The sequence below is a fragment of the Pseudomonas sp. S2_B07 genome (genome assembly GCF_054668435.1).
Genome location: NZ_CP162769.1, coordinates 3,768,024 through 3,789,503 on the forward strand (window position 1 = coordinate 3,768,024; position 21,480 = coordinate 3,789,503).

Genomic DNA, 21,480 nt, shown 5'->3' on the forward strand with positions numbered 1-21,480 from the left:
AACATTTCTGTTGGCTGTTAAACCGCTATCGCGAGCAGGTCGCACCGTCGCTCCCACATTTGACTTCGTTGTAGCTGAGATCGGGTTACTGCTTTTCCAGCAACCATTTGCGGTCGCCCGGGGTGAACTGCGGCATTTCGTCAGCCTGTGCGGTGTTCACCGCCTGGAAGATTTCCAGCTCCTTGCCCTTGCGCGCAAAGATCCAGGTGTTGCCTTGGCCGTTCAGCTGCAGCCACATGTTGTCGTTGCCGCCGCTCATCGACGCGCAATCGCCCGCCAGGCACAAGGCATAGCGGTCTGCGCCGGGCAGGCCGGCCACCTGGCCATCAGCCTGGAATTGCACGGTATTGCCTTCGCCCTGACCGCTGACAATATTCCAGTTGCCACCCATGTACGCCGTATACAGCGCACGTTCGAAGGTCGCACCCACCGGCGCACCTTCCGGTACCTGGATCTGCGCGCGGTCGAAAACCTGGGCAGGTTCGTTATCGAGTGCCGCCTGGCGCAGTTGCTTGCCGTCGCGTTTCAGCTCACTGCCGGAACTGCCGTAAAACTCGATCTTCCAGGCGCCGGACTCTTCGCCCAGCAGCTTGCCGTCGACATTTTCAAAACCGTTGGTATAGCGGGCCTGACCGGCCTTGGTGTTGACGTCCCATTCCAGATTCGGGCCATAGGCCTGGAGCGCTTCGCGCAGGGGAGCGCCTTTGGCTGCAGTGTCAATCGCCACCTGATTGATCCAGGTGCCGCTGATGTCACGATCGGCAGGGTTGCTGGCACAACCGCCCAAGAGTAGGGCGACCAGCGAGAGGGCTAGCGCATGGCGCATGGTGGAATCCTTTCAAGACAAGATCGGCGCAGCCTTTAAGAGGGCTGCGCCGGACGCATTACTCGATGACCAGAATGGCATCCATCTCAACCTGCGAACCCTTTGGCAGGGCAGCCACGCCGATGGCGGCGCGGGCAGGGTAAGGCTGGTCAAAGTACTTGCCCATGATCTCGTTGACCTTGGCGAAGTGGCTCAGGTCGGTGAGGAAGATGTTCAGTTTGACGATGTCTTTGAACGAGCCACCGGCCGCTTCGGCCACGGCTTTGAGGTTCTCGAACACCTGGACAGTCTGGGCTTCGAAGCCTTCAACCAGTTCCATGGTTTTTGGGTCCAGAGGAATCTGACCCGACATGTAAACAGTGTTGCCAGCCTTGATCGCCTGGGAGTAAGTACCGATGGCAGCCGGGGCCTTGTCGCTGGTGATAACAGTCTTGGTCATGAATGACTCCTTGTAAGAGTGGGCTTTACGCACGCATGCGGGTGATGCGAATCACCCCGGTCAAGGCACGCAGTTTCTTGATCACGCGAGCCAGGTGCACGCGGTCGTGCACGCTGACCACCAGTTGGACCACGCTGATGCGACCATCGCGTTCGTCCATGCTGATTTTTTCGATATTGCCGTCGGCCGCGTTGACGCTGCTGGCCAGCAGGGCGATCAGGCCGCGCTGATGTTCCAGCTCGACGCGCAGCTCGACGTTGAATTCGCCGGTGACATCCTTGGCCCACGAGAGCTGGATGCATTTTTCCGGGTTGTGGCGGATTTCGCTGATATTGCGGCAGTTGTCCAGGTGCACCACCATGCCTTTGCCTGCGGACAGGTGGCCGACAATCGGGTCGCCCGGGATCGGCGTGCAGCACTTGGCGTAACTGAGGACCAGACCTTCGGTGCCGCGAATCGCCAGCGGGCCTTCCGGGCTTGGCAACTGTTCGCCTTCGCCAAGCAGGCGGCGGGCGACCACGTACGCCATGCGATTGCCCAGGCCGATGTCTTCCAGCAGGTCTTCGATCAGTTCGAGGCGGTACTCGGCAAGCATCGCCGTAACACGCTCTGGCTGGATTTTTTCCAGCGAACTGTCGAAGCCGTTCAGCACCTTGTTCAGCAGGCGTTCGCCGAGGCTGATGGATTCGGAGCGGCGTTGCAGTTTCAGTGCATGGCGGATGTGTGTCCGCGCCTTGCCAGTGACCACGAAGTTGAGCCACGCCGGGTTCGGCCGCGCACCGGGAGCGCTGACGATCTCGACCGTGGAGCCGCTTTGCAGCGGCTCGGACAGCGGTGCGAGACGACGATTGATCCGGCAGGCGATGCAGCTGTTGCCCACGTCGGTGTGCACCGCGTAAGCGAAGTCGACCGCCGTGGAGCCTTTGGGCAGCTCCATGATCCGGCCTTTGGGCGTGAACACGTAGACCTCGTCCGGGAACAGGTCGATCTTCACGCTTTCGATGAATTCCAGCGAGTTGCCGGCGCGTTGCTGCATTTCCAGCACGCCTTTGACCCACTGGCGGGCGCGGGCATGCGTGCCTTTTGGCTGCTCGTCGCCGCTGGATTTGTACAGCCAGTGGGCGGCGATGCCGTTGTTGGCCATCTCTTCCATTTCACGGGTGCGGATCTGGATCTCGATCGGAACGCCGTGCATGCCGAACAACGTGGTGTGCAACGACTGATAGCCGTTGGCCTTGGGGATCGCGATGTAGTCCTTGAAGCGACCCGGCAACGGCTTGTACAAATTATGCACAGCACCCAGCACGCGGTAGCAGGTGTCGACCTTGTCGACGATGATCCGGAACGCGTAGACGTCCATGATCTCGTTGAAGGCCCGACGCTTGCCGCGCATTTTCTTGTAGATGCCGTAGAGGTGTTTCTGGCGACCGCTGACCTCGCCCTGAATGCCGTCGACGGCCAGGCAGTGGCTGAGGGACTCTTCGATCTTGTTGACGATTTCCTTGCGGTTGCCCCGGGCGCGCTTGACGGCCTGGTTGATCCGCGCGGAACGCATCGGGTGCATGGCCTTGAAGCCGAGGTCTTCGAATTCTATGCGGATGGCGTGCATGCCCAGCCGGTTGGCAATGGGCGCATAGATTTCCAGGGTTTCCTTGGCGATCCGCCGGCGCTTTTCACCGGACAGGACTTCCAGCGTGCGCATGTTGTGCAGGCGGTCGGCGAGCTTGACCAGGATCACGCGAATGTCGCGCGCCATGGCCATGGCCATTTTCTGGAAGTTTTCGGCCTGGGCTTCGGCTTTGGTCTCGAAGTTCATCTGGGTCAGTTTGCTGACCCCGTCGACCAGTTCGGCCACGGTTTCACCGAACTGCGCTTGCAGCGCTTCTTTGGCAATACCGGTGTCTTCGATCACGTCATGCAGCATCGCAGCCATCAGGCTCTGATGGTCCATGTGCATGTCGGCAAGAATATTCGCCACTGCAAGAGGGTGCGTGACGTACGCCTCACCGCTACGGCGGCGTTGACCGTCGTGAGCTTGTTCGGCGTAGAAGTACGCTCGGCGAACCAGGTTGACCTGGTCCTTGCCGAGGTAGGTCGATAAGCGATCGGCGAGGGCGTCTATGCTCGGCATGATAACTCCTGCCGTTCGCTGTGACCCCGCGCCGTGCTACGTCGACCAGGCATAGGCTTAGACGGCCTCGTTGGACTCGTCCTCGAACGCTGCGAACAGCGGTTCGTCTTCGACGATTTCAGCGTTGGCGATGAACTCGTAGCTCATCAGGCCTTCAGCGATTTCACGCAGCGCTACAACGGTAGGCTTGTCGTTTTCCCACTGTACCAGTGGCTCTTTGCCGCCGGTGGCCAGTTGACGGGCACGCTTGGTGGACAGCATGACCAGTTCAAAACGGTTTTCCACGTGGTTCAGGCAGTCTTCAACGGTTACGCGGGCCATGGTATTCCTCGGAGCGAATGCAATATGCGCGCTGCCCGGGTGGGCGAGCGGACTGAACAGTTTAAAAAATCACCAGCGATTAGGGAAGCGCTGATTTTTTGACCAAGCCCTTCAACGCGCTGCAAGTACCAATGTAAAGCCCTTGCAGCGGTTTTGGGAAGTGCTGTTTAGCCGAGCAATTCAGCCAGCAGCATGCCGAAACGCACCTGTTGGCGCTTCTGTTGCAATTGATTGGCACGGAAAATCGCCTTCAGGTCATCCAGCGCGTGGGAGAAATCGTCATTGATGATCAGGTAGTCGTACTCGACATAGTGGCTCATTTCGTTGACGGCTTCGCGCATCCGGCCGGCAATGATCTCGTCGCTGTCTTGGCCACGGTTGGTCAGGCGCTGGTGCAAGGCTTGCAGCGATGGCGGCAGAATGAAGATCGAGCGCGCCTGGGGCATCAGCTTGCGCACTTGTTCTGCGCCTTGCCAGTCGATTTCCAGAATCAGGTCATGGCCTTCGTCCAGCGTCTGCTGCAGATGGCTTTGCGAGGTGCCGTAGAAGTTGCCGAATACTTCGGCGCGCTCCAGGAAATCACCGTGCTCGCCCATTTTCACAAAGGCTTCGCGGGTCACGAAGTGATAGTTCACGCCGTCCACTTCACCCGGACGCATGGCGCGGGTGGTGTGGGAAATCGATACGCGAATCTCCGGGTTGGTGTCGGTCAGAGCCTTGACCAGGCTGCTCTTGCCCGCGCCCGAAGGGGCGGAAATGATGTACAGGGTGCCGGTGCTGTGGGTCATGTCGGGTTTGCCTTACTCAATATTCTGCACTTGTTCGCGCATCTGCTCGATCAACACTTTGAGGTTGACCGCCGCTTGGGTGCTGCGCGGGTCGAAGGCTTTGGAGCCCAGTGTGTTGGCTTCGCGGTTGAGCTCCTGCATCAGGAAGTCCAGGCGCCGACCAGCAGCGCCGCCGGATTTGAGCACCCGGCGAACTTCGATGATGTGAGTGCTCAGGCGATCCAGTTCTTCGGCGACGTCGCTCTTTTGCGCGAGCATGACCATTTCCTGCTCCAGACGCTGCGGGTCGAGGTCGGCCTTCATGTCGGCGAAGCGGTCGAGGACTTTCTGGCGCTGGGTGGCGAGCATCTGCGGGACCAGTTCGCGCAGGGTGACGACGTCTTCCTCAATGGAGGTCAGGCGATCGTTGATCAACCGCGCCAACTCCGCGCCTTCGCGCTCGCGACCGGCCTTGAGTTCTTTCAGGCCTTCGTTGAACAGCGCCAATGCTTCGGCATTCAAGGCTTGCGGGTCGGTGGCGTCGCCTACCAGCACGCCAGGCCACGCCAGCACTTCCAACGGGTTGAGCGCCGCAGGGTTCTTGATCAGGCTGGCAATCGTCTCGGCAGCGGCGACCAATTGCGCGGCGCGCTCGCGGTCCACTTGCAGTGGTTTGTCGGTGTTTTCTTCGGTGAAGCGCAGGGTGCATTCAAGCTTGCCCCGGGAGATGCCTTGACGCAGGGCCTCGCGGACCGCGCCTTCGAGATCCCGAAAGGATTCCGGCAGGCGCAAGTGCGGCTCCAGGTAGCGGCTGTTGACCGAGCGCAGTTCCCAGCTCAGGGTGCCTTGGGTGCCGGCTTTTTCTACGCGGGCGAAGGCGGTCATGCTGTGCACCATGGAGGTACCTCGCAAGTCGGGTTTGCGTTACCAAAGGTTTCGCGGACCCGATATCTGTGAATTAAAGCCGACAGGCAGCAAAGGCGCAGGATTGTAGCGCAGTGGGGCAGATGCGCCCAAACACACGGTGTGACAAAGGGCTGCAGGCCGTCGGTAAAGCGCTGTTCAGGGCCTTCGGTCGTCGGGCGGATTTTTTAGAAGTGCCCACTCGTGGCCTGCCGCTCTATAATGCTCCGCAGTTTTCCGTCCCCCGTACAGGTATTCCCTATGAAACGTCCAAGTGGTCGCGCTGCCGATCAGCTCCGCTCGATCCGCATTACCCGCAACTACACCAAACACGCCGAGGGTTCTGTGCTGGTCGAGTTCGGTGATACCAAAGTCATCTGCACCGTCAGCGTCGAAAACGGCGTGCCGCGTTTCCTCAAAGGCCAGGGCCAGGGCTGGTTGACCGCCGAATACGGCATGCTGCCGCGCGCCACTGGCGAGCGTAACCAGCGTGAAGCGAGCCGTGGCAAGCAAGGCGGCCGTACCCTGGAAATCCAGCGTCTGATCGGTCGTTCCCTGCGCGCTTCGCTGGACATGTCCAAGCTGGGCGATGTGACCCTGTACGTCGACTGCGACGTGATCCAGGCTGACGGTGGCACTCGCACCGCGTCCATCACCGGCGCCATGGTTGCACTGGTCGATGCCTTGAAAGTGATCAAGAAACGCGGCGGCCTGAAAGGCGGCGACCCGTTGAAGCAAATGATCGCGGCCGTTTCCGTGGGCATGTACCAGGGCGAACCTGTGCTCGACCTCGACTATCTGGAAGACTCGGCTGCCGAGACCGACCTGAACGTGGTGATGACCAGCACTGGCGGTTTCATTGAAGTTCAGGGCACTGCCGAAGGCGCACCGTTCCAGCCTGAAGAGCTGAACGCTATGCTGGAACTGGCGAAGAAAGGCATGACTGAAATCTTCGAGCTGCAAAAAGCTGCACTGGCCGACTGATCGGACCCGCTTCAACCAAGGAGGACGTTATGAGTGATGAGCAAGAGCTGCTTCCCATCCCGAGCAAAGAGGCTCGACAGTGGGCGATGTTTTGTCACTTGTCCGCCTTGCTGGGGATCTGGATTCCGTTTGGCACGTTGATCGGCCCGCTGATTCTCTGGCAGATGAAGCGTGAGATGGACCCGTTTGTCGATGCACAGGGCAAGGAGGCGCTGAACTTTCAGATCACCGTCGCCATTGCCTCGGCCATCTGCTTTTTGCTGATGGTGGTGATTATCGGGTTCTTCATGTTCGGTCTGGTGGCGATTGGCGCGTTGGTGCTGACGATCATTGCGGGCGTGAAGGCTAACGAAGGGTTCCCTTACCGTTACCCATTCACCTGGCGGTTGATCAAATAACGACCGGCGCTGATTTCCCCTGTGGGAGTGAGCCTGCTCGCGATTGCGGTCTGACATCAGAGTTCATGTCGCCTGACACGCCGCTATCGCGAGCAGGCTCACTCCTACAGAAAAAGCCAAAAATCAGCGCGCACAAAAAAGCCGACAGTGATGTCGGCTTTTTTGCATCTGCGAATTGACGCTTAGATGGTCAGCGTCCAGTCGTAGTCCACGATCAGCGGTGCATGCTGCGAGAACCGTGGCTGACGTGGCAGGCGCGCGCTACGAACAAAGCGGCGCAGGCCCGGGGTCAGCAACTGGTAGTCGAAACGCCAGCCCAGGTTGAGCATCTCCGCCTGTTCGTTGTCCGGCCACCAGCTGTACTGGTCGCCTTCACGGCTGACTTCACGCAGGGCATCAACATACCCCATGTTGCCGACAATCTCGTCCATCCAGGCACGTTCAGGTGCCAGGAAGCCCGGGGATTGCTGGCTGTCGCGCCAGTTCTTGATATCCAGCTTCTGTTGCGCCACGTACAGCGAGCCACAGTAAATGTACTCGCGACGTTTGCGTCGCTGTTTATCCAGATAACGGGCGAAGTCGTCCATTAGCTTGAACTTCTGGTTCAAGTCTTCATCGCCATTCTGCCCCGAAGGGAGCAGCAAGGTCGCGATGCTGACCTTGTCGAAATCGGCTTGCAGGTAACGCCCGTAGCGGTCGGCCGTCTCGAAGCCGAGACCGCTGATGACTGCCTTCGGTTGCAACCGCGAATACAAAGCCACGCCACCCTGGGCAGGAACTTCGGCTTCGCAGGCATAAAGGAAGTAGCCATCCAGTTGGAAGGCTGGATCGTCCAGTTCAAAGGCGGAGGCGCGGGTGTCCTGCAGGCAGATGACGTCGGCATTCTGTGCTTGCAGCCAACTGAGCAAACCACGCTCGACTGCAGCCTGAATACCATTGACGTTCACACTGATGATCCGCATAAATGGCCCCAAAAATCGCGTGCGTGTATGATACACGGCGTCAACCTAATTAGCTAAATCCGTGGTATTTGGGGTTTTTTTCATGCAAGCGTATCAGCGCGATTTCATTCGTTTTGCCATCGATCGCGGCGTTTTGCGCTTCGGTGAGTTCACCCTGAAGTCCGGGCGCACCAGTCCTTACTTCTTCAACGCTGGCCTGTTCAACACGGGTTCGGCCCTTGCGCAGCTGGGTCGTTTCTACGCGGCAGCCATCGTCGAGAGCGGTATTTCGTTCGACGTACTGTTTGGCCCGGCCTACAAAGGCATCCCGTTGGCGGCAACCACGGCAGTGGCCCTGGCTGAACACCATGACCGTGACCTTCCATGGTGCTTCAACCGCAAAGAGGCCAAGGCCCACGGCGAAGGCGGCAGCCTGGTCGGCGCACCGCTGACCGGCGACGTGCTGATCATCGACGACGTGATCACCGCCGGCACCGCGATTCGTGAAGTGATGCAGATCATCGCTTCCCAGGATGGCGCCAAGGCCAAGGGCGTGCTGATCGCCCTGAACCGTCAGGAGCGTGGCAACGGTGAGTTGTCGGCGATTCAGGAAGTGGAGCGTGATTTCGGGATTCCGGTGATCAGCATCGTTTCGCTGAACCAGGTGCTGGAGTTCCTGGCTGACGATCCGCAGCTCAAGCAGCATTTGCCTGCCGTAGAAGCCTACCGCGCCCAATTCGGCGTGTAACCCCGTCCCTTTGTGGGGGCGAGCCTTTGTGGCGAGGGAGCTTGCTCCCGCCGGGCTGCGTAGCAGACCCAAGAATTTTGTGAGTGCTGCGCACTCAAGCGGGAGCAAGCTCCCTCGCCACAAAAGATGATATGCCGCAGGGATCGCAGGCAAAAAAAGACCCCGCTCAGCCTGGCTGAGCGGGGTCTTTTTGTGTGTACCGCTTAAGGACGCTTGCGATTACTGATCAGCGTACCCACACCGGTATCGGTGAAGATTTCCAGCAGAATCGCATTCGGCACCCGGCCATCAATGATCAACGAGCTGCCGACGCCGCCCTGAACCGCTTCCAGCGCGCAACGGATCTTCGGCAGCATGCCGCCGTAGATCGTGCCGTCAGCGATCAGCTCGTCGACCTGCTGGGTGGTCAGGCCGGTCAGCACGGTGCCCGACTTGTCCATCAGGCCAGCGATGTTGGTCAGCAGCATCAGCTTCTCGGCTTTCAGCGCCTCGGCGACTTTACCGGCCACCAGGTCGGCGTTGATGTTGTACGACTCGCCGTTCTCGCCAACGCCGATTGGCGCGATCACCGGAATGAAGTTGCCTTTCACCAACAGGTTCAGCAGTTCGGTGTTGATCCCGACCACTTCGCCCACCTGACCGATGTCGATGATTTCCGGTTGGGTCATCTCCGGGGTCTGGCGGGTGACGGTCAGTTTCTTCGCGCGAATCAGCCCGGCGTCTTTACCGGTCAGGCCGATGGCGCTGCCGCCGTGACGGTTGATCAGGTTAACGATGCTTTTGTTGACCTGACCGCCGAGAACCATTTCCACCACGTCCATGGTCGCGGCGTCAGTGACGCGCATGCCGTCGACAAAATGGCTCTCGATCGACAAGCGCTTGAGCAGGTCGCCGATTTGCGGGCCGCCGCCGTGAACCACGACCGGGTTGATGCCCACGGCCTTCATCAAGACGATGTCGCGGGCGAAGCCGGTTTTCAGCTCCTCGCTTTCCATCGCGTTGCCGCCGTATTTGATCACCAGCGTCTTGCCGACATAGCGGCGAATGTAAGGCAGCGCTTCGGACAGGACCTTGGCGGTGTTGGCGGCGGCTTCGCGTTCGAGGGTCATTCAGGGCTCCGGGTGCTTCGTTAAATCAAAACGGTAATTGGAGATCAGGTGCAACACGTTTCAGCTGGGTGTGGAACACGTCCTTGATGCGCTGCAATTCAGCCTCATCATCGGCCTCGAAACGCAGCACCAGCACCGGTGTGGTGTTGGAGGCGCGCACCAGGCCCCAGCCTTTGGCGTAGTCGACTCGCACGCCGTCGATGGTGGTCAGGTCAGCGCCTTCGCCCCACTTCGCATCGTGCAGTGCATCAATGATGCTGAATTTGCTCTCTTCGGTCACATGGATATTGATTTCCGGCGTAGAAATATCGTTCGGGAAGGTCGCAAACAGCTCTTCCGCGGTGGATTTTTCTTTGCTGAGGATCTCCAGCAGACGCGCGGCGCTGTAAATGCCGTCGTCGAAGCCGAACCAGCGTTCCTTGAAGAAAATGTGCCCGCTCATTTCGCCGGCCAGCAACGCGCCGGATTGTTTCATTTTCTTTTTGATCAACGAGTGACCGGTCTTCCACATTAGCGGCCGACCGCCATATTCCTTGATCAGCGGAACCAGGCGGCGGGTGCATTTGACGTCGAAGATGATCTCCGCGTCCGGGTTGCGCGCCAACACGTCGCGGGCGAACAGCATCAGCAGGCGGTCCGGGTAGACGATGCTGCCGGTGTTGGTCACGACGCCAACGCGGTCGCCGTCGCCGTCGAAGGCCAGGCCGAGGTCGGCGTTGGTTTCCTTGACCTTGGCGATCAGGTCGACAAGGTTTTCAGGCTTGCCCGGGTCCGGGTGGTGGTTCGGGAAGTTGCCGTCGACGTCGCAGAACAGCGGAATGACTTCGCAGTTCAGCGCTTCGATCAACTGCGGGGCGATCACGCCGGCCGCACCGTTGCCGCAGTCGACCACGACTTTCAGGCGACGGGCCAGTTTGATGTCCTGGACGATTTCGGTGTTGTAGCGGTCGAGGATCTCGACCTTGGTCACGCTGCCCTTGCCGCTGCTCAGGTTGTGGGTCTTGAGGCGGTCGTGCAGGGCCTGGATCTGTTCGTTGGCCAAGGTGTCGCCGGCGATGACGATCTTGAAGCCGTTGTAATTCGACGGGTTGTGGCTGCCGGTGAGCATCACGCCCGATTTGCCGGCCAATACGTTGGCGGCGTAGTACAGCGCCGGCGTCGGCACCAGGCCGACGTCGCTGACGTGGCAACCGGCATCGGCCAGGCCTTTGATCAGTTGTTCGACCAGCTCCGGGCCGGACAGGCGGCCGTCGCGACCCACGGAAACGTTCGGTTCGTCCTGAGCCAGGCTTTGGGCGCCGATGGCGCGGCCGAGCCAGTAAGCGGTTTCAGCGTTCAAGAACTCCGGGACGGTGCCGCGAATGTCGTACGCACGGAAGATGCTGTCGGGAAACTTGGGGGCGACTTGGGCGGGGGTGTTCATCTGTAGGAATGCTCCATCTCGAAAGTGGCTGTACCTGCCTGCGACAAATGCATCGGCCGGCTCAAACTGAAGGGTATGACGGCGTTTTCCGCGGAGAGTTCGTGGTGCGAAAAGGCCATGCCACCGGGATTAGCGGAACCTGGGACGGCCAATGCCTTGATTTTCGGCGGTAAACCTTCCAGATGAACGTTGTAATTCAGTGCCAAACCAGTGGGAGCGAGCAAGCTCGCTCCCACTGGTTTTCTATCGGATCAATGGCTGCCGGAATGTCCGAAACCGCCCGTGCCGCGCTGGGTTTCGACGAACTCTTCAACCATCTCGAAATGCGCTTGAACCACGGGCACCAGCACCAATTGAGCGAGGCGCTCGCCAACGACCATGGTGAATTCGGTCTGGCCACGGTTCCAGCAGGACACCATCAACGGACCCTGGTAATCGGAGTCGATCAAGCCGACCAGGTTGCCCAGCACGATGCCGTGCTTATGGCCCAGGCCAGAACGCGGCAGAATCAGTGCCGCCAGGCCCGGATCGCCGATGTAGACCGACAGGCCGGTCGGAATCAGCACGGTTTCACCCGGCTTGATCACGATGTCTTTTTCCAGCATGGCGCGCAGGTCGAGGCCGGCGGAGCCTGGGGTGGCGTATTGCGGCAGCGGGAATTCGGTTCCGATGCGAGGGTCGAGGATCTTGGCTTGCAAAGCGTGCATGTAAATTAAACCTGGTTCAAACGTTCGGCGATAAAAGTGATCAGCTGGCGAGCAATCTTGCTCTTGCTGGTCTGGGCGAAAAGTGTGGCGTGTAGCTCGCGGTCGATCACGCTGCAGGCGTTTTCTTCGCTGTTGAAGCCAATGCTCGGGTTGGCGACATCGTTGGCAACGATCAAATCGAGGTTCTTGTCTTTCAACTTGCGCGCAGCGTAGTCGAGCAGGTGTTCGGTTTCAGCGGCGAAACCGACACTGAACGGACGGTCAGGGCGTGTGGCGATGGTGGCCAGGATGTCCGGGTTACGCACCATCTGTAGCAACAAGCCGTCGCCGTTCGTAGGGTCTTTCTTGAGTTTCTGTGGGGCGACAACTTCCGGGCGGTAGTCCGCGACCGCTGCCGAGGCGATGAACAGGTCGCAAGGGATCGCAGCTTCGCAGGCGGCGAGCATGTCGCGGGCACTGACCACGTCGATGCGCGTCACGCGATCCGGTGTTGGCAGGTGCACCGGACCGGTGATCAGGGTCACGCGGGCGCCGGCCTCTACCGCGGCTTCGGCCAGGGCAAAGCCCATTTTTCCGGAGCTGTGGTTGGTGATGTAGCGCACCGGATCGATGTTTTCCTGGGTCGGGCCGGCGGTGATCAGCACGTGTTTGCCGGTCAACGCTTTGCGCTGGAAGCAGTCCGCCGCGCATTGGGCGAGTTCGACGGCTTCGAGCATGCGCCCCAGGCCGACGTCGCCACAGGCCTGGCTGCCGGAGGCCGGGCCGAAGGCCTTGATGTCGCGGCTTTCGAGGGTTTGCAGGTTGGCCTGGGTTGCCGGGTCGCGCCACATGGCCTGGTTCATCGCCGGAGCAACGGCCACCACGGCGTCAGTGGCCAGCACCAACGTGGTCAGCAGATCGTCGGCAATGCCTTGGGCCAGGCGGGCGATCAGGTCCGCGGTGGCAGGGGCGATCAGCACCATGTCGGCCCATTTGGCCAGCTCGATGTGGCCCATGGCAGCTTCAGCCGCCGGGTCCAGCAGGTCGAGGTGGACGGGGTGGCCGGACAAGGCCTGCATGGTCAGCGGGGTGATGAACTCGCTGCCGCCACGGGTCATGACCACGCGCACTTCGGCGCCCTGGTCGATCAGGCGGCGAACCAGGTCAGCGCTCTTGTAGGCAGCAATGCCGCCGCCGACGCCCAGAACGATGCGTTTCCGATACAGCCGCTGCATAGGTCTGCCTTTCATTTCGTTGATGACAGCATGGCGAGACCCCCTCCCCAGGGATGAAATCGCCAGCAAAAAAGATGGGCTACGATATCACAGCGACCGCTATGGAACAGCGGCGCCCACATACAGGGAAGGTGCTATGAGTATTCGTGATTGGCCGGCGGCGGAGCGGCCGCGGGAGAAGCTGTTGGAGCATGGCTCGGCGAAACTGTCGGACGCCGAGTTGCTGGCGATTTTTCTACGAACCGGTGTATCCGGTAAAAGCGCAGTGGATCTGGCGCGACACCTGTTGAGTCAATTTGGCAGCCTGCGCAGACTGCTGGAAGCGGATTTGCGCACCTTCAGTGGGGAGCTCGGACTCGGCCCAGCAAAGTACGCGCAGTTGCAGGCCGTGCTGGAAATGGGGCGCAGGCATCTGGCCGAGCGGTTGCGTCACACCTCGGTACTTGAGAATCCGCTGGCCGTGCGTGAGTACCTCAAGTCGATGTTGCGTCATGAGCCACATGAGGTGTTTGGCTGTCTGTTTCTGGATTCCAAACACCGAGTACTGGCGTTCGAAGCGCTGTTTCGCGGCTCAATCGACAATACCAGCGTCTATCCACGGCAAGTGGTCAAACGGGCTCTGGCGCACAATGCCGCGGCTCTGATCCTGTGCCACAACCATCCGTCGGGCAATCCTGATCCGAGTCAGGCTGATCGGTTGCTGACCAAACGCCTGCAAGAGGCGCTGGAGCTGGTTGATGTGCGGGTGCTCGACCATTTCATCATCGGCGACGGCGATCCGCTGTCGATGGCTGAGTATGGGTGGATGTGAGCGAGGGATTCGACGCTAAGTGAGTCCCTGTGGGAGCAGGCTTGCCCGCGATGACGTCGGCACATTCAACATAGTTGTCGCCTGAAAGTCCGCTATCGCGGGCAAGCGCGCTCCCACAGGTTTTGTGTGGGTGCTTATGGCTTGAGGACTACCTTCGAATAGTCCTGACGACCGAACGGGCTGACCGAGTAACCCCCCACCTCTTTGCGCGTCAACGCGAAAGCCGTCGGGTGAGCCAGTGGCAGCCACAGCGCCTGCTGCTGAATCTGCGCCTGCGCCTGTTCATAGAGCTTGGTGCGCACACCTTGCTCGCCGGTGGTCTTGCCGGCGCTGATGAGCTTGTCCAGGTCCTGATTGCAATAACGGGCGAAGTTGGTGCCGGACTTGACCGCTGCGCAGGAAAACTGCGGCGTGAGGAAGTTGTCCGGATCACCGTTGTCGCCGGCCCAGCCCATAAACAGAAGGTCATGCTCGCCGGCCTTGGCGCGACGGATCAGTTCGCCCCATTCGATCACCCGGATTTCGGCTTGAATGCCGATTTCCGCGAGGTCGGATTGGAGCAACTGCGCGCCAAGGCTTGGGTTGGGGTTCAGCAAACTGCCGGAAGGACGGGTCCAGATGGTGGTCTGGAAACCGTCTTTCAGCCCGGCCTTGACCATCAAGGCCTTGGCTTTCGCTACGTCGTGCGGGTAGCCCGGCAGGCCTTTGGCGTAACTCCAGGTATTCGGTGGGTACGGGCCATTGGCTGGCTCGGCGGTGTCCTCGAACACCGCTTTGATGTAATTGGCCTTGTCGAACGCAAGGTTGATCGCCTGGCGCACTTCCGGTTTGTCCAGCGGTGGATGCTGGCTGTTGATGCCCACAAATGCGGTCATGAAGGCGTCAGTCTTTTCCACTTTCAATGTCGGCTCTTTCAGCGCGGCCTGTACGTCCAGTGGCTTGGGCGACAGGGCGATCTGGCATTCATTACGACGCAATTTCTGCAGTCGCACGTTGGCATCCGGTGTGATCGCTAAGATCAGCGGGTCCACCGAAGGCTTGCCGCCAAAGTAGTCCGGGTTGGCCTTGTAGCGAATCGAGGCGTCTTTCTGGAAGCGAGTGAACACGAACGGGCCGGTGCCGATGGGCTGGCTGTTGAGCTTCTCTGCAGCGCCGGCCTTCATCAGCTTGTCGGCGTACTCGGCGGAATAGATCGAGGCGAAGCCCATGCTCAGAGTGGCCAGGAACGTCGAGTCCGGGTGATCGAGGGTGAAACGCACGGTCAACGGGTCCAGCGCGTCGATCTTCTTGATCAGCGTGGGCAATTGCATCGATTGCGCGTGCGGGAAACCGCTCTGGGCGACCTTGTGCCACGGGTTGGCCGGATCGAGCATGCGCTCGAAGCTAAAAATCACGTCTTCGGCGGTCAGGTCGCGCGTCGGGCTGAAGTAGTCGGTGCGGTGGAATTTCACCTGCGGATGCAGTTTGAACACGTACGTCAGGCCGTCGGGCGTGACTTCCCAGCTGTCCGCCAGGCTGGCGACCACTTTGCCGCTGGCCGTGTCGAAGTCCACCAGGCGGTTCATCAGCACGTCGGCCGAGGCGTTGGTGGTGGTCAGCGAGTTGTATTGCACCACGTCGAACCCTTCGGGGCTGGCCTCGGTGCAGACGCTAAGCGCCGCGGCATGGGCCAGTGGGCTCAGCAGGAGAGGGGCGAGCAACAGGGGTAGGGCAGCGAGGCGCATGGTCGGATTCCTTTACAGATCGAAGGCCCATCTGCAAGTGCAGTCTGGAAAAGGCTTACCCTAGTGGGCTCTTTTGCAAATGACTATCCCCTTTTTCATTTTAAGGGGAGTATGTGCGATTGTTTTCAGTGCGCACCGGCTGAGAAGAACCCTGGGTTGGCCGGTTGGCCGATTCTCTGCGACGAGCGGTCTTTCGCGACGATAGCCTTTATCCAAGGCGCTTGTAGCCCGAAAAACCGGGTTTTTATTTAGTCTGTGCACACGGAATGTTGTTGCTCTTCAGTCTTTCTGGTATAAAGCAGCGCTCTTTTCTAGGGGCCCGGTTCCTTCACTGTAGGTGTAGCCGGTAAGACCTCTAAAGAAACGCGGCGCCTGGCGCCAAATGACTGAGAGATTAAGCGGCCAACCCATGCCGGGTTGGGCATGTGGTTTTAGAGGGCTGAGGCATGTCGAGAGTATGTCAAGTTACCGGTAAGGGTCCGGTGACTGGGAATAACATTTCCCACGCAAACAACAAAACCCGTCGTCGTTTCCTGCCGAACCTGCAGCATCACCGCTTCTGGGTTGAAGAAGAGAAACGTTTCGTGCGTCTGCGCGTATCTGCCAAAGGCATGCGTATTATCGACAAGCGTGGCATCACTGTCGTGCTGGCCGAAATCCGCAAAGCCGGCAAGATCTAAGGGAGCTAATCATGCGTGAATTGATTCGTTTGATTTCGAGCGCCGGTACTGGTCACTTCTACACTACCGACAAGAACAAGCGTACTACCCCGGACAAAATCGAGATCAAGAAATTTGATCCGGTTGTTCGCAAGCACGTGATCTACAAAGAAGGCAAAATCAAGTAATTGATTTTTCTCTCTTACGAAAAAGGCCCGTATCGCGAGATACGGGCCTTTTTTGTTGCCTCAGGAAAGCCTCAAGCCTTCTGCTCAAACGCCACATAAATCTTGCGGCACGGCTCCAGTACTTCCCAGGTGCCCCGGAAGCCGGCAGGAATCACGAAGCGGTCACCCGCGCGCAGGGTTTTGCTGTTGCCATCGTTGTCGCGCAGCACCGAAACCCCTTGAACGATTTCGCAGTACTCGTGTTCGGTGAAGTTCACCGTCCATTGCCCGACTTCGCCTTCCCAAACACCAGCATTCAACTGCCCGCACGGGCTGTTGTAATGGTTGTACACCGCTTGCTCGGGATCGCCCTTGAGGACTTTCGCCGGGTCCGGCCGATAGCGCTCGGGCGCGGTCGTGGCCTGGCAGAAGTCGACGACATCCTGGATATTCATTGTTGTAATTTCCCGTGATTGCCTGAAAAGTCCAAAGTCTATGTTTATTAAAATGAACATCGCAAGGCCGTTTGCCGGCCTTATGTCAAATATATTGAAACATGAGGGGTGGCTGGTTTAGGGTGGCAGTTGCCTTGGGCCGAAAAAGCAGGCTGGCCGGGCAGAATTCCTGACAGCGCCCGCGAAGACCGCGCAGCGTTCGTATTCAATAAGAGGAGGACACTCGAATGACCACCCTGACTCGTGCCGACTGGGAACAACGCGCTCGCGATCTGAAGATCGAAGGCCGCGCCTACATCAATGGCGAATACACCGACGCTGTCTCCGCCGAGACCTTCGAGTGCATCAGCCCGGTCGATGGCCGTCTGCTGGGCAAGATCGCCAGCTGTGACGCCGCCGACGCCCAGCGCGCTGTTGAAAACGCTCGCGCCACCTTCAATTCCGGCGTCTGGTCGCGCCTGGCGCCCGCCAAACGCAAAGCCACCATGATCCGTTTCGCCGGCCTGTTGAAGCAGAATGCTGAAGAGCTGGCGCTGCTTGAAACCCTGGACATGGGCAAGCCGATCAGCGATTCCCTATACATCGACGTTCCCGGCGCGGCGCAAGCCCTGAGCTGGAGCGGCGAAGCCATCGACAAGATCTACGACGAAGTCGCAGCCACCCCGCACGATCAGCTGGGTCTGGTGACGCGCGAGCCGGTCGGTGTCGTGGGGGCCATCGTGCCGTGGAACTTCCCGCTGATGATGGCCTGCTGGAAACTCGGCCCGGCACTGTCCACCGGTAACTCGGTGATCCTCAAGCCGTCGGAAAAATCGCCGCTGACCGCCATTCGCATCGCGGCACTGGCCGTTGAAGCCGGTATCCCTAAAGGCGTGTTGAACGTGCTGCCGGGTTACGGTCACACCGTCGGCAAGGCCCTGGCCCTGCACAACGATGTCGACACGCTGGTGTTCACCGGTTCGACCAAAATCGCCAAGCAACTGCTGATCTACTCGGGCGAGTCGAACATGAAACGCGTCTGGCTCGAAGCCGGCGGCAAGAGCCCGAACATCGTATTTGCCGATGCACCGAACCTGCAGGAAGCGGCCGAAGCCGCTGCCGGCGCCATCGCCTTCAACCAGGGCGAAGTCTGCACCGCCGGTTCGCGCCTGCTGGTGGAGCGTTCGATCAAGGATGCATTCCTGCCGCTGGTGATCGAGGCCCTGAAAACCTGGAAGCCAGGCAACCCGCTGGACCCGGCGACCAACGTCGGCGCGCTGGTCGATACCCAGCAGATGAACACCGTACTGTCCTACATTGAGTCCGGTCATGCCGACGGCGCCAAACTGGTGGCCGGGGGCAAGCGCACGCTTCAGGAGACGGGTGGCACTTACGTTGAGCCAACGATTTTCGACGGTGTGAGCAACGCGATGAAAATCGCTCAGGAAGAAATCTTTGGCCCCGTCTTGTCGGTCATCGCTTTCGACACCGCCGAAGAAGCCGTTGCGATTGCCAACGACACGCCATACGGCCTCGCCGCTGCGGTGTGGACCAAGGACATCTCCAAGGCTCACCTGACCGCCCGTGCGCTGCGTGCCGGTAGCGTCTGGGTCAACCAGTACGACGGTGGCGACATGACTGCACCGTTCGGTGGCTTCAAGCAGTCGGGTAATGGCCGCGACAAGTCGCTGCACGCGTTCGACAAGTACACCGAGCTGAAGGCGACCTGGATCAAGTTGTAATCAGTAACGGGCCCCGATACCGGGGCCCGGCACAACGAAGATCCCCTGTGGGAGCGAGCTTGCTCGCGATAGCGGTCTGACAGTCGACGTCATTGTTGAATGTGAAACCGCTATCGCGAGCAAGCTCGCTCCCACAGTGTTTTGTGTTGTACATAAAAATATCCACAGGAGCGTGGAACATGCGTTGGGCGACTTATTTCGCCGTGTTGGCGTCTGTCTTGAGTGTCGGCCTGGCCTTGGGCGTCAGCATGCCGCTGGTGTCGTTTCGCCTGGAAAGCTGGGGCTATGGCTCGTTCGCCATCGGTGTGATGGCGGCAATGCCGGCCATTGGCGTGTTGCTGGGGGCGAAGATCTCCAGCCACCTGGCCGCGCGTCTGGGCACGGCGAATCTGATGCGTCTGTGCCTGTGGGCCGGGGCGTTGTCCATCGGCTTGCTGGCCCTGATGCCGAGCTACCCGATCTGGCTGCTGTTGCGCCTGATGATCGGAGTGATCCTGACGCTGGTGTTTATCCTCGGTGAAAGCTGGATCAACCAGCTCGTGGTCGAACAGTGGCGCGGGCGGCTGGTGGCGCTGTATGGCTGCAGCTATGCCCTGAGCCAACTTGCTGGCCCGGTGCTATTAGGCGTTCTGGGCACCGAACATGATTACGGTTTTTGGGTCGGTGTCGGCTTGCTGACGACAGCACCGTTCCTGTTGTTGGGTCGCAGCGGCGCGCCCAGCAGTGAAGCGAGCAGCGTGACCTTCAGCGACTTGCTGGCTTTCTGCCGTGGCTTGCCGGCGATTGCCTGGGCGGTGTCGCTGTTCGCCGCCTTCGAAGCGATGATCCTGACCTTGTTGCCGGTGTATTGCCTGCGCCAGGGTTTCACCACGGAAATCGCCCTGGCGATGGTCAGTACCGTGGTGGTCGGTGATGCGTTGCTGCAATTGCCGATTGGTGCGCTGGCGGATCGTCTGTCGCGGCGCACGCTGTTTACGGGCTGCGCGGTGGTGTTGCTGCTGTCGAGCCTGGCGATTCCGCTGCTGATCGACACGCTGCTGATCTGGCCGTTGTGGGTGCTGTTTGGTGCCAGTGCAGGCGGTTTGTTTACCTTGTCACTGATCCTGATCGGCGAGCGTTATCGCGACGATGCGCTGGTGCGCGCCAATGCGCATATCGCGCAGCTGTGGGGGATTGGTTGCCTGGTCGGGCCGTTGGCCGCTGGGGCGGGTAGCCAGTGGATCAGCGGGCATGCGTTGCCGTTGCTGATGGCAGCCGGTGCGTTTGGGTTGGTGATTCTGCTGATGCGCCAGGGTGCGTTTGGCACGGTGGCCGAACCCGCCTGACACCGTCCCCTGTAGGAGTGAGCCCACTCGCGATAGCGGTGTGTCATTAGGCATCTGTGTTGGCTGGCGTGACGCCATCGCGAGCAGGCTCACTCCTACAGATTTTTATCGCTTGTCAGAGCATCCGTTCGAGGCCGACCGTGGTACTCATCCACGCATTGAACCGTCGCCACCAGCTCCCCGGTTCCTTGGTCAGGGTGTGCAGTTTGCCGTCGTCTTCAGTGACCCAAACCACCTTGCCATCCTGCAGTTTCGCCTCATAGCTCAATGGTGGCTCCATACCCTGCATTGCCAGGTCGCGCACATGCGCGGCCAGTTCGGGGCTGTCCACCAGCACCCCGACTTCGGTGTTCCACAGTACCGAGCGCGGATCGAAATTGAACGAGCCGACGAAGGATTTCTGCTGATCGAAGATCATCGCCTTGCTGTGCAGGCTGGAGTCGGAGCCTTGGTAAGCGGGGCGTCCAAAGAAGTGTGGTCCACTGCCGCCGCTTCCTCCTTCACCCGGTTGACGCCGTAGTTCGAATAACTTCACGCCGTGTTCCAGCAACGCCTTGCGATAGGGCGCATAGCCGCCATGCACGGCCGGCACGTCCGTGGCTTCCAGCGAATTGGTCAGCAAACTCACCGAGACCCCGGCATCGGCGCGACCGGTCAGGTACACCAGTCCAGGCTGGCCGGGCACGAAGTAAGCCGAGATCATGATCAGCTCTTTGCTGACGCCGTTCAGTTCGGGCGCCAATTGTGTCGTCAGCAACAAATGCGGATCCGGCTCTCCGTCGGCCAGCACCTTGCTCGGCGCATCCCACAGCGCCTGGTTCCAGGCCCAGATCAGCTCACGACGCCAGATGTCCAGGCGCGGATGCGTCTTGAACGTCATCAGTTGTTGGTACAGCGCATGGTTCTCTTTGCGCGTGTCATCCAGCGATTCCTCGAGGCGGGTCCGGGTGTTTTTCAGGTCCTTGGCCGTGGGTTTGCTGGACAGGAATTGTTCGATCGGCTTGCTCAGCGCGCTGTTCCAGTACTGATCAAAACTGTGCCCCAGTTGTTCGGCCACCGGGCCGACGCCGAGCATGTCGATGTCAGTGAAATTCAGGTTGGGCTCGGCATCGAAATACTCGTCGCCCAGATTGCGCCCACCCACGATGGCCATGCTGTTGTCCGCCAGCCACAACTTGTTGTGCATGCGCCGGTGTTGCTGCGACAGGTTGAACAAGCGGCCCATGGTTCGTGTCACGCCGGTGCTGCGACCCAGGTGCAACGGGTTGAAGACGCGGATCTGAATGTTCGGGTGCGCGGCGAGGGTGGCGATGATCTGGTCCAGGCCGTCGCTGGTGGTGTCGTCTAGCAGCACCCTGACGCGTACGCCGCGATCTGCCGCTTTGAGCAACTCCTCGACGAGCATCCGCGTGCTGATGCCGTCATGCACGATGTAGTACTGCAAATCGAGGCTGCTTTGCGCGTTGCGGATCAGCTCGGCGCGAGCGGTGAAGGCTTCGGTACTGTCGGACAGCAGGCGAAAGCCCGACTGGCCCTGATGCGGCGCAGCCTGCGCCTGGACCGAACGGCCGAACGCCGAGTCTCTGGCGGGCAGCGCCTGACTGGCCTGACGCTGAACGTCAACGCTGGCGCAGCCGCTGAGGAACGAGGCGAAGAGCAGAACAGCGAGCAGGTTTTGTCTGGCTCTCACGTAGGATCGTTCCGATT

The 21,480-nt window shown here is 60.0% G+C and carries 21 protein-coding genes and 1 pseudogene; 8 read left to right on the forward strand and 14 right to left on the reverse strand.

The window, feature by feature from the left end; all coding sequences use genetic code 11:
* Nucleotides 1-85 precede the first annotated feature (85 nt).
* From AB4N43_RS17295 to AB4N43_RS17320, 6 genes are all read right to left on the reverse strand, one after another.
* Nucleotides 86-826, reverse strand: a complete 741-nt coding sequence (locus AB4N43_RS17295; protein WP_027926346.1) for a hypothetical protein — start codon at nucleotides 824-826, stop codon at nucleotides 86-88.
* Between the two features lie 58 nt (nucleotides 827-884).
* Nucleotides 885-1,265: a RidA family protein gene (locus AB4N43_RS17300; RefSeq protein ID WP_003229509.1), complete on the reverse strand. Its 381-nt coding sequence runs from the start codon at nucleotides 1,263-1,265 to the stop codon at nucleotides 885-887.
* Between the two features lie 25 nt (nucleotides 1,266-1,290).
* The gene (spoT, locus tag AB4N43_RS17305; protein WP_027926347.1) at nucleotides 1,291-3,396 is read right to left on the reverse strand and encodes a bifunctional GTP diphosphokinase/guanosine-3',5'-bis pyrophosphate 3'-pyrophosphohydrolase; all 2,106 of its coding nucleotides are present in this window, start codon (nucleotides 3,394-3,396) and stop codon (nucleotides 1,291-1,293) included.
* Nucleotides 3,397-3,453: 57 nt separating this feature from the next.
* Nucleotides 3,454-3,717 carry a DNA-directed RNA polymerase subunit omega gene (rpoZ, locus tag AB4N43_RS17310; RefSeq protein ID WP_007894670.1) on the reverse strand — a complete coding sequence of 88 codons (264 nt, stop codon included), beginning with the start codon at nucleotides 3,715-3,717 and terminating at the stop codon, nucleotides 3,454-3,456.
* Nucleotides 3,718-3,884: 167 nt separating this feature from the next.
* Nucleotides 3,885-4,505 carry a guanylate kinase gene (gene gmk / locus AB4N43_RS17315; RefSeq protein ID WP_090177994.1) on the reverse strand — a complete coding sequence of 207 codons (621 nt, stop codon included), beginning with the start codon at nucleotides 4,503-4,505 and terminating at the stop codon, nucleotides 3,885-3,887.
* A gap of 12 nt (nucleotides 4,506-4,517) precedes the next feature.
* Entirely contained in the window at nucleotides 4,518-5,381 is an 864-nt protein-coding gene (locus AB4N43_RS17320; RefSeq protein ID WP_027926349.1) for a YicC/YloC family endoribonuclease, read from the reverse strand.
* Between the two features lie 267 nt (nucleotides 5,382-5,648).
* Between AB4N43_RS17320 and rph the strand changes: the two genes are divergently transcribed.
* Nucleotides 5,649-6,371, forward strand: a complete 723-nt coding sequence (rph, locus tag AB4N43_RS17325; protein ID WP_010465211.1) for a ribonuclease PH — start codon at nucleotides 5,649-5,651, stop codon at nucleotides 6,369-6,371.
* 29 nt (nucleotides 6,372-6,400) lie between these two features.
* Complete coding sequence (locus AB4N43_RS17330) at nucleotides 6,401-6,769, forward strand: DUF4870 domain-containing protein (RefSeq protein WP_027926350.1); 369 nt, start codon at nucleotides 6,401-6,403, stop codon at nucleotides 6,767-6,769.
* 182 nt (nucleotides 6,770-6,951) lie between these two features.
* Here the strand turns inward: AB4N43_RS17330 and AB4N43_RS17335 are convergent, their stop codons facing one another.
* Nucleotides 6,952-7,731 (reverse strand): exodeoxyribonuclease III, encoded by a 780-nt coding sequence (locus AB4N43_RS17335; protein ID WP_007934608.1) that lies wholly within the window; start codon nucleotides 7,729-7,731, stop codon nucleotides 6,952-6,954.
* Nucleotides 7,732-7,813: 82 nt separating this feature from the next.
* Here AB4N43_RS17335 and pyrE point away from each other — a divergent pair, with 82 nt between their 5' ends.
* A complete protein-coding gene (gene pyrE, locus AB4N43_RS17340) occupies nucleotides 7,814-8,458 on the forward strand; it encodes an orotate phosphoribosyltransferase (protein WP_027926351.1) in 645 nt (214 codons plus the stop codon).
* A gap of 203 nt (nucleotides 8,459-8,661) precedes the next feature.
* On the opposite strand, the gene argB is transcribed toward pyrE, so the two are convergent.
* The 4 genes and pseudogenes from argB to coaBC all read right to left on the reverse strand — a co-directional run bounded on the left by argB (nucleotide 8,662) and on the right by coaBC (nucleotide 12,911).
* Nucleotides 8,662-9,567, reverse strand: coding sequence for an acetylglutamate kinase (argB, locus tag AB4N43_RS17345; RefSeq protein WP_027926352.1), 906 nt, complete (start codon nucleotides 9,565-9,567; stop codon nucleotides 8,662-8,664).
* Nucleotides 9,568-9,592: 25 nt separating this feature from the next.
* Nucleotides 9,593-10,969, reverse strand: a pseudogene (locus tag AB4N43_RS17350) (phosphomannomutase/phosphoglucomutase); the annotation flags it as partial.
* A 272-nt stretch (nucleotides 10,970-11,241) separates the two neighbouring features.
* Nucleotides 11,242-11,697, reverse strand: coding sequence for a dUTP diphosphatase (dut, locus tag AB4N43_RS17355; RefSeq protein WP_027926354.1), 456 nt, complete (start codon nucleotides 11,695-11,697; stop codon nucleotides 11,242-11,244).
* Between the two features lie 5 nt (nucleotides 11,698-11,702).
* Complete coding sequence (gene coaBC / locus AB4N43_RS17360) at nucleotides 11,703-12,911, reverse strand: bifunctional phosphopantothenoylcysteine decarboxylase/phosphopantothenate--cysteine ligase CoaBC (protein ID WP_027926355.1); 1,209 nt, start codon at nucleotides 12,909-12,911, stop codon at nucleotides 11,703-11,705.
* Nucleotides 12,912-13,047: 136 nt separating this feature from the next.
* On the opposite strand from coaBC, the gene radC reads away from it, so the two are divergent.
* Nucleotides 13,048-13,722: a RadC family protein gene (gene radC / locus AB4N43_RS17365; protein ID WP_027926356.1), complete on the forward strand. Its 675-nt coding sequence runs from the start codon at nucleotides 13,048-13,050 to the stop codon at nucleotides 13,720-13,722.
* A gap of 134 nt (nucleotides 13,723-13,856) precedes the next feature.
* Here radC and AB4N43_RS17370 read toward each other — a convergent pair whose 3' ends face one another.
* Nucleotides 13,857-15,446, reverse strand: a complete 1,590-nt coding sequence (locus tag AB4N43_RS17370) for an ABC transporter substrate-binding protein (protein ID WP_460151757.1) — start codon at nucleotides 15,444-15,446, stop codon at nucleotides 13,857-13,859.
* 446 nt (nucleotides 15,447-15,892) lie between these two features.
* On the opposite strand from AB4N43_RS17370, the gene rpmB reads away from it, so the two are divergent.
* Together rpmB and rpmG are read left to right on the forward strand one after the other, a co-directional pair.
* Nucleotides 15,893-16,126, forward strand: coding sequence for a 50S ribosomal protein L28 (gene rpmB / locus AB4N43_RS17375; protein ID WP_007894701.1), 234 nt, complete (start codon nucleotides 15,893-15,895; stop codon nucleotides 16,124-16,126).
* A gap of 11 nt (nucleotides 16,127-16,137) precedes the next feature.
* On the forward strand, nucleotides 16,138-16,293 hold the full coding sequence (gene rpmG / locus AB4N43_RS17380) for a 50S ribosomal protein L33 (RefSeq protein ID WP_007894709.1): 156 nt from the start codon (nucleotides 16,138-16,140) through the stop codon (nucleotides 16,291-16,293).
* 71 nt (nucleotides 16,294-16,364) lie between these two features.
* Here rpmG and AB4N43_RS17385 read toward each other — a convergent pair whose 3' ends face one another.
* Nucleotides 16,365-16,727, reverse strand: a complete 363-nt coding sequence (locus AB4N43_RS17385; RefSeq protein WP_460151758.1) for a cupin domain-containing protein — start codon at nucleotides 16,725-16,727, stop codon at nucleotides 16,365-16,367.
* 227 nt (nucleotides 16,728-16,954) lie between these two features.
* Here AB4N43_RS17385 and AB4N43_RS17390 point away from each other — a divergent pair, with 227 nt between their 5' ends.
* Nucleotides 16,955-18,448: an aldehyde dehydrogenase gene (locus AB4N43_RS17390; protein WP_059181954.1), complete on the forward strand. Its 1,494-nt coding sequence runs from the start codon at nucleotides 16,955-16,957 to the stop codon at nucleotides 18,446-18,448.
* Between the two features lie 179 nt (nucleotides 18,449-18,627).
* Nucleotides 18,628-19,773 carry an MFS transporter gene (locus tag AB4N43_RS17395; RefSeq protein ID WP_027926360.1) on the forward strand — a complete coding sequence of 382 codons (1,146 nt, stop codon included), beginning with the start codon at nucleotides 18,628-18,630 and terminating at the stop codon, nucleotides 19,771-19,773.
* 115 nt (nucleotides 19,774-19,888) lie between these two features.
* On the opposite strand, the gene AB4N43_RS17400 is transcribed toward AB4N43_RS17395, so the two are convergent.
* On the reverse strand, nucleotides 19,889-21,463 hold the full coding sequence (locus AB4N43_RS17400) for a phospholipase D-like domain-containing protein (RefSeq protein WP_460151759.1): 1,575 nt from the start codon (nucleotides 21,461-21,463) through the stop codon (nucleotides 19,889-19,891).
* Nucleotides 21,464-21,480: the final 17 nt, after the last annotated feature.

What these genes read in the sequence shown, in the direction of transcription:
- AB4N43_RS17295 (WP_027926346.1), bottom strand. Translation starts at nt 826, where the DNA reads ATGCGCCATGCGCTAGCCCTCTCGCTGGTCGCCCTACTCTTGGGCGGT.
- AB4N43_RS17300 (WP_003229509.1), bottom strand. Translation starts at nt 1,265, where the DNA reads ATGACCAAGACTGTTATCACCAGCGACAAGGCCCCGGCTGCCATCGGT.
- spoT (WP_027926347.1), bottom strand. Translation starts at nt 3,396, where the DNA reads ATGCCGAGCATAGACGCCCTCGCCGATCGCTTATCGACCTACCTCGGC.
- rpoZ (WP_007894670.1), bottom strand. Translation starts at nt 3,717, where the DNA reads ATGGCCCGCGTAACCGTTGAAGACTGCCTGAACCACGTGGAAAACCGT.
- gmk (WP_090177994.1), bottom strand. Translation starts at nt 4,505, where the DNA reads ATGACCCACAGCACCGGCACCCTGTACATCATTTCCGCCCCTTCGGGC.
- AB4N43_RS17320 (WP_027926349.1), bottom strand. Translation starts at nt 5,381, where the DNA reads ATGGTGCACAGCATGACCGCCTTCGCCCGCGTAGAAAAAGCCGGCACC.
- rph (WP_010465211.1), top strand. Translation starts at nt 5,649, where the DNA reads ATGAAACGTCCAAGTGGTCGCGCTGCCGATCAGCTCCGCTCGATCCGC.
- AB4N43_RS17330 (WP_027926350.1), top strand. Translation starts at nt 6,401, where the DNA reads ATGAGTGATGAGCAAGAGCTGCTTCCCATCCCGAGCAAAGAGGCTCGA.
- AB4N43_RS17335 (WP_007934608.1), bottom strand. Translation starts at nt 7,731, where the DNA reads ATGCGGATCATCAGTGTGAACGTCAATGGTATTCAGGCTGCAGTCGAG.
- pyrE (WP_027926351.1), top strand. Translation starts at nt 7,814, where the DNA reads ATGCAAGCGTATCAGCGCGATTTCATTCGTTTTGCCATCGATCGCGGC.
- argB (WP_027926352.1), bottom strand. Translation starts at nt 9,567, where the DNA reads ATGACCCTCGAACGCGAAGCCGCCGCCAACACCGCCAAGGTCCTGTCC.
- dut (WP_027926354.1), bottom strand. Translation starts at nt 11,697, where the DNA reads ATGCACGCTTTGCAAGCCAAGATCCTCGACCCTCGCATCGGAACCGAA.
- coaBC (WP_027926355.1), bottom strand. Translation starts at nt 12,911, where the DNA reads ATGCAGCGGCTGTATCGGAAACGCATCGTTCTGGGCGTCGGCGGCGGC.
- radC (WP_027926356.1), top strand. Translation starts at nt 13,048, where the DNA reads ATGAGTATTCGTGATTGGCCGGCGGCGGAGCGGCCGCGGGAGAAGCTG.
- AB4N43_RS17370 (WP_460151757.1), bottom strand. Translation starts at nt 15,446, where the DNA reads ATGCGCCTCGCTGCCCTACCCCTGTTGCTCGCCCCTCTCCTGCTGAGC.
- rpmB (WP_007894701.1), top strand. Translation starts at nt 15,893, where the DNA reads ATGTCGAGAGTATGTCAAGTTACCGGTAAGGGTCCGGTGACTGGGAAT.
- rpmG (WP_007894709.1), top strand. Translation starts at nt 16,138, where the DNA reads ATGCGTGAATTGATTCGTTTGATTTCGAGCGCCGGTACTGGTCACTTC.
- AB4N43_RS17385 (WP_460151758.1), bottom strand. Translation starts at nt 16,727, where the DNA reads ATGAATATCCAGGATGTCGTCGACTTCTGCCAGGCCACGACCGCGCCC.
- AB4N43_RS17390 (WP_059181954.1), top strand. Translation starts at nt 16,955, where the DNA reads ATGACCACCCTGACTCGTGCCGACTGGGAACAACGCGCTCGCGATCTG.
- AB4N43_RS17395 (WP_027926360.1), top strand. Translation starts at nt 18,628, where the DNA reads ATGCGTTGGGCGACTTATTTCGCCGTGTTGGCGTCTGTCTTGAGTGTC.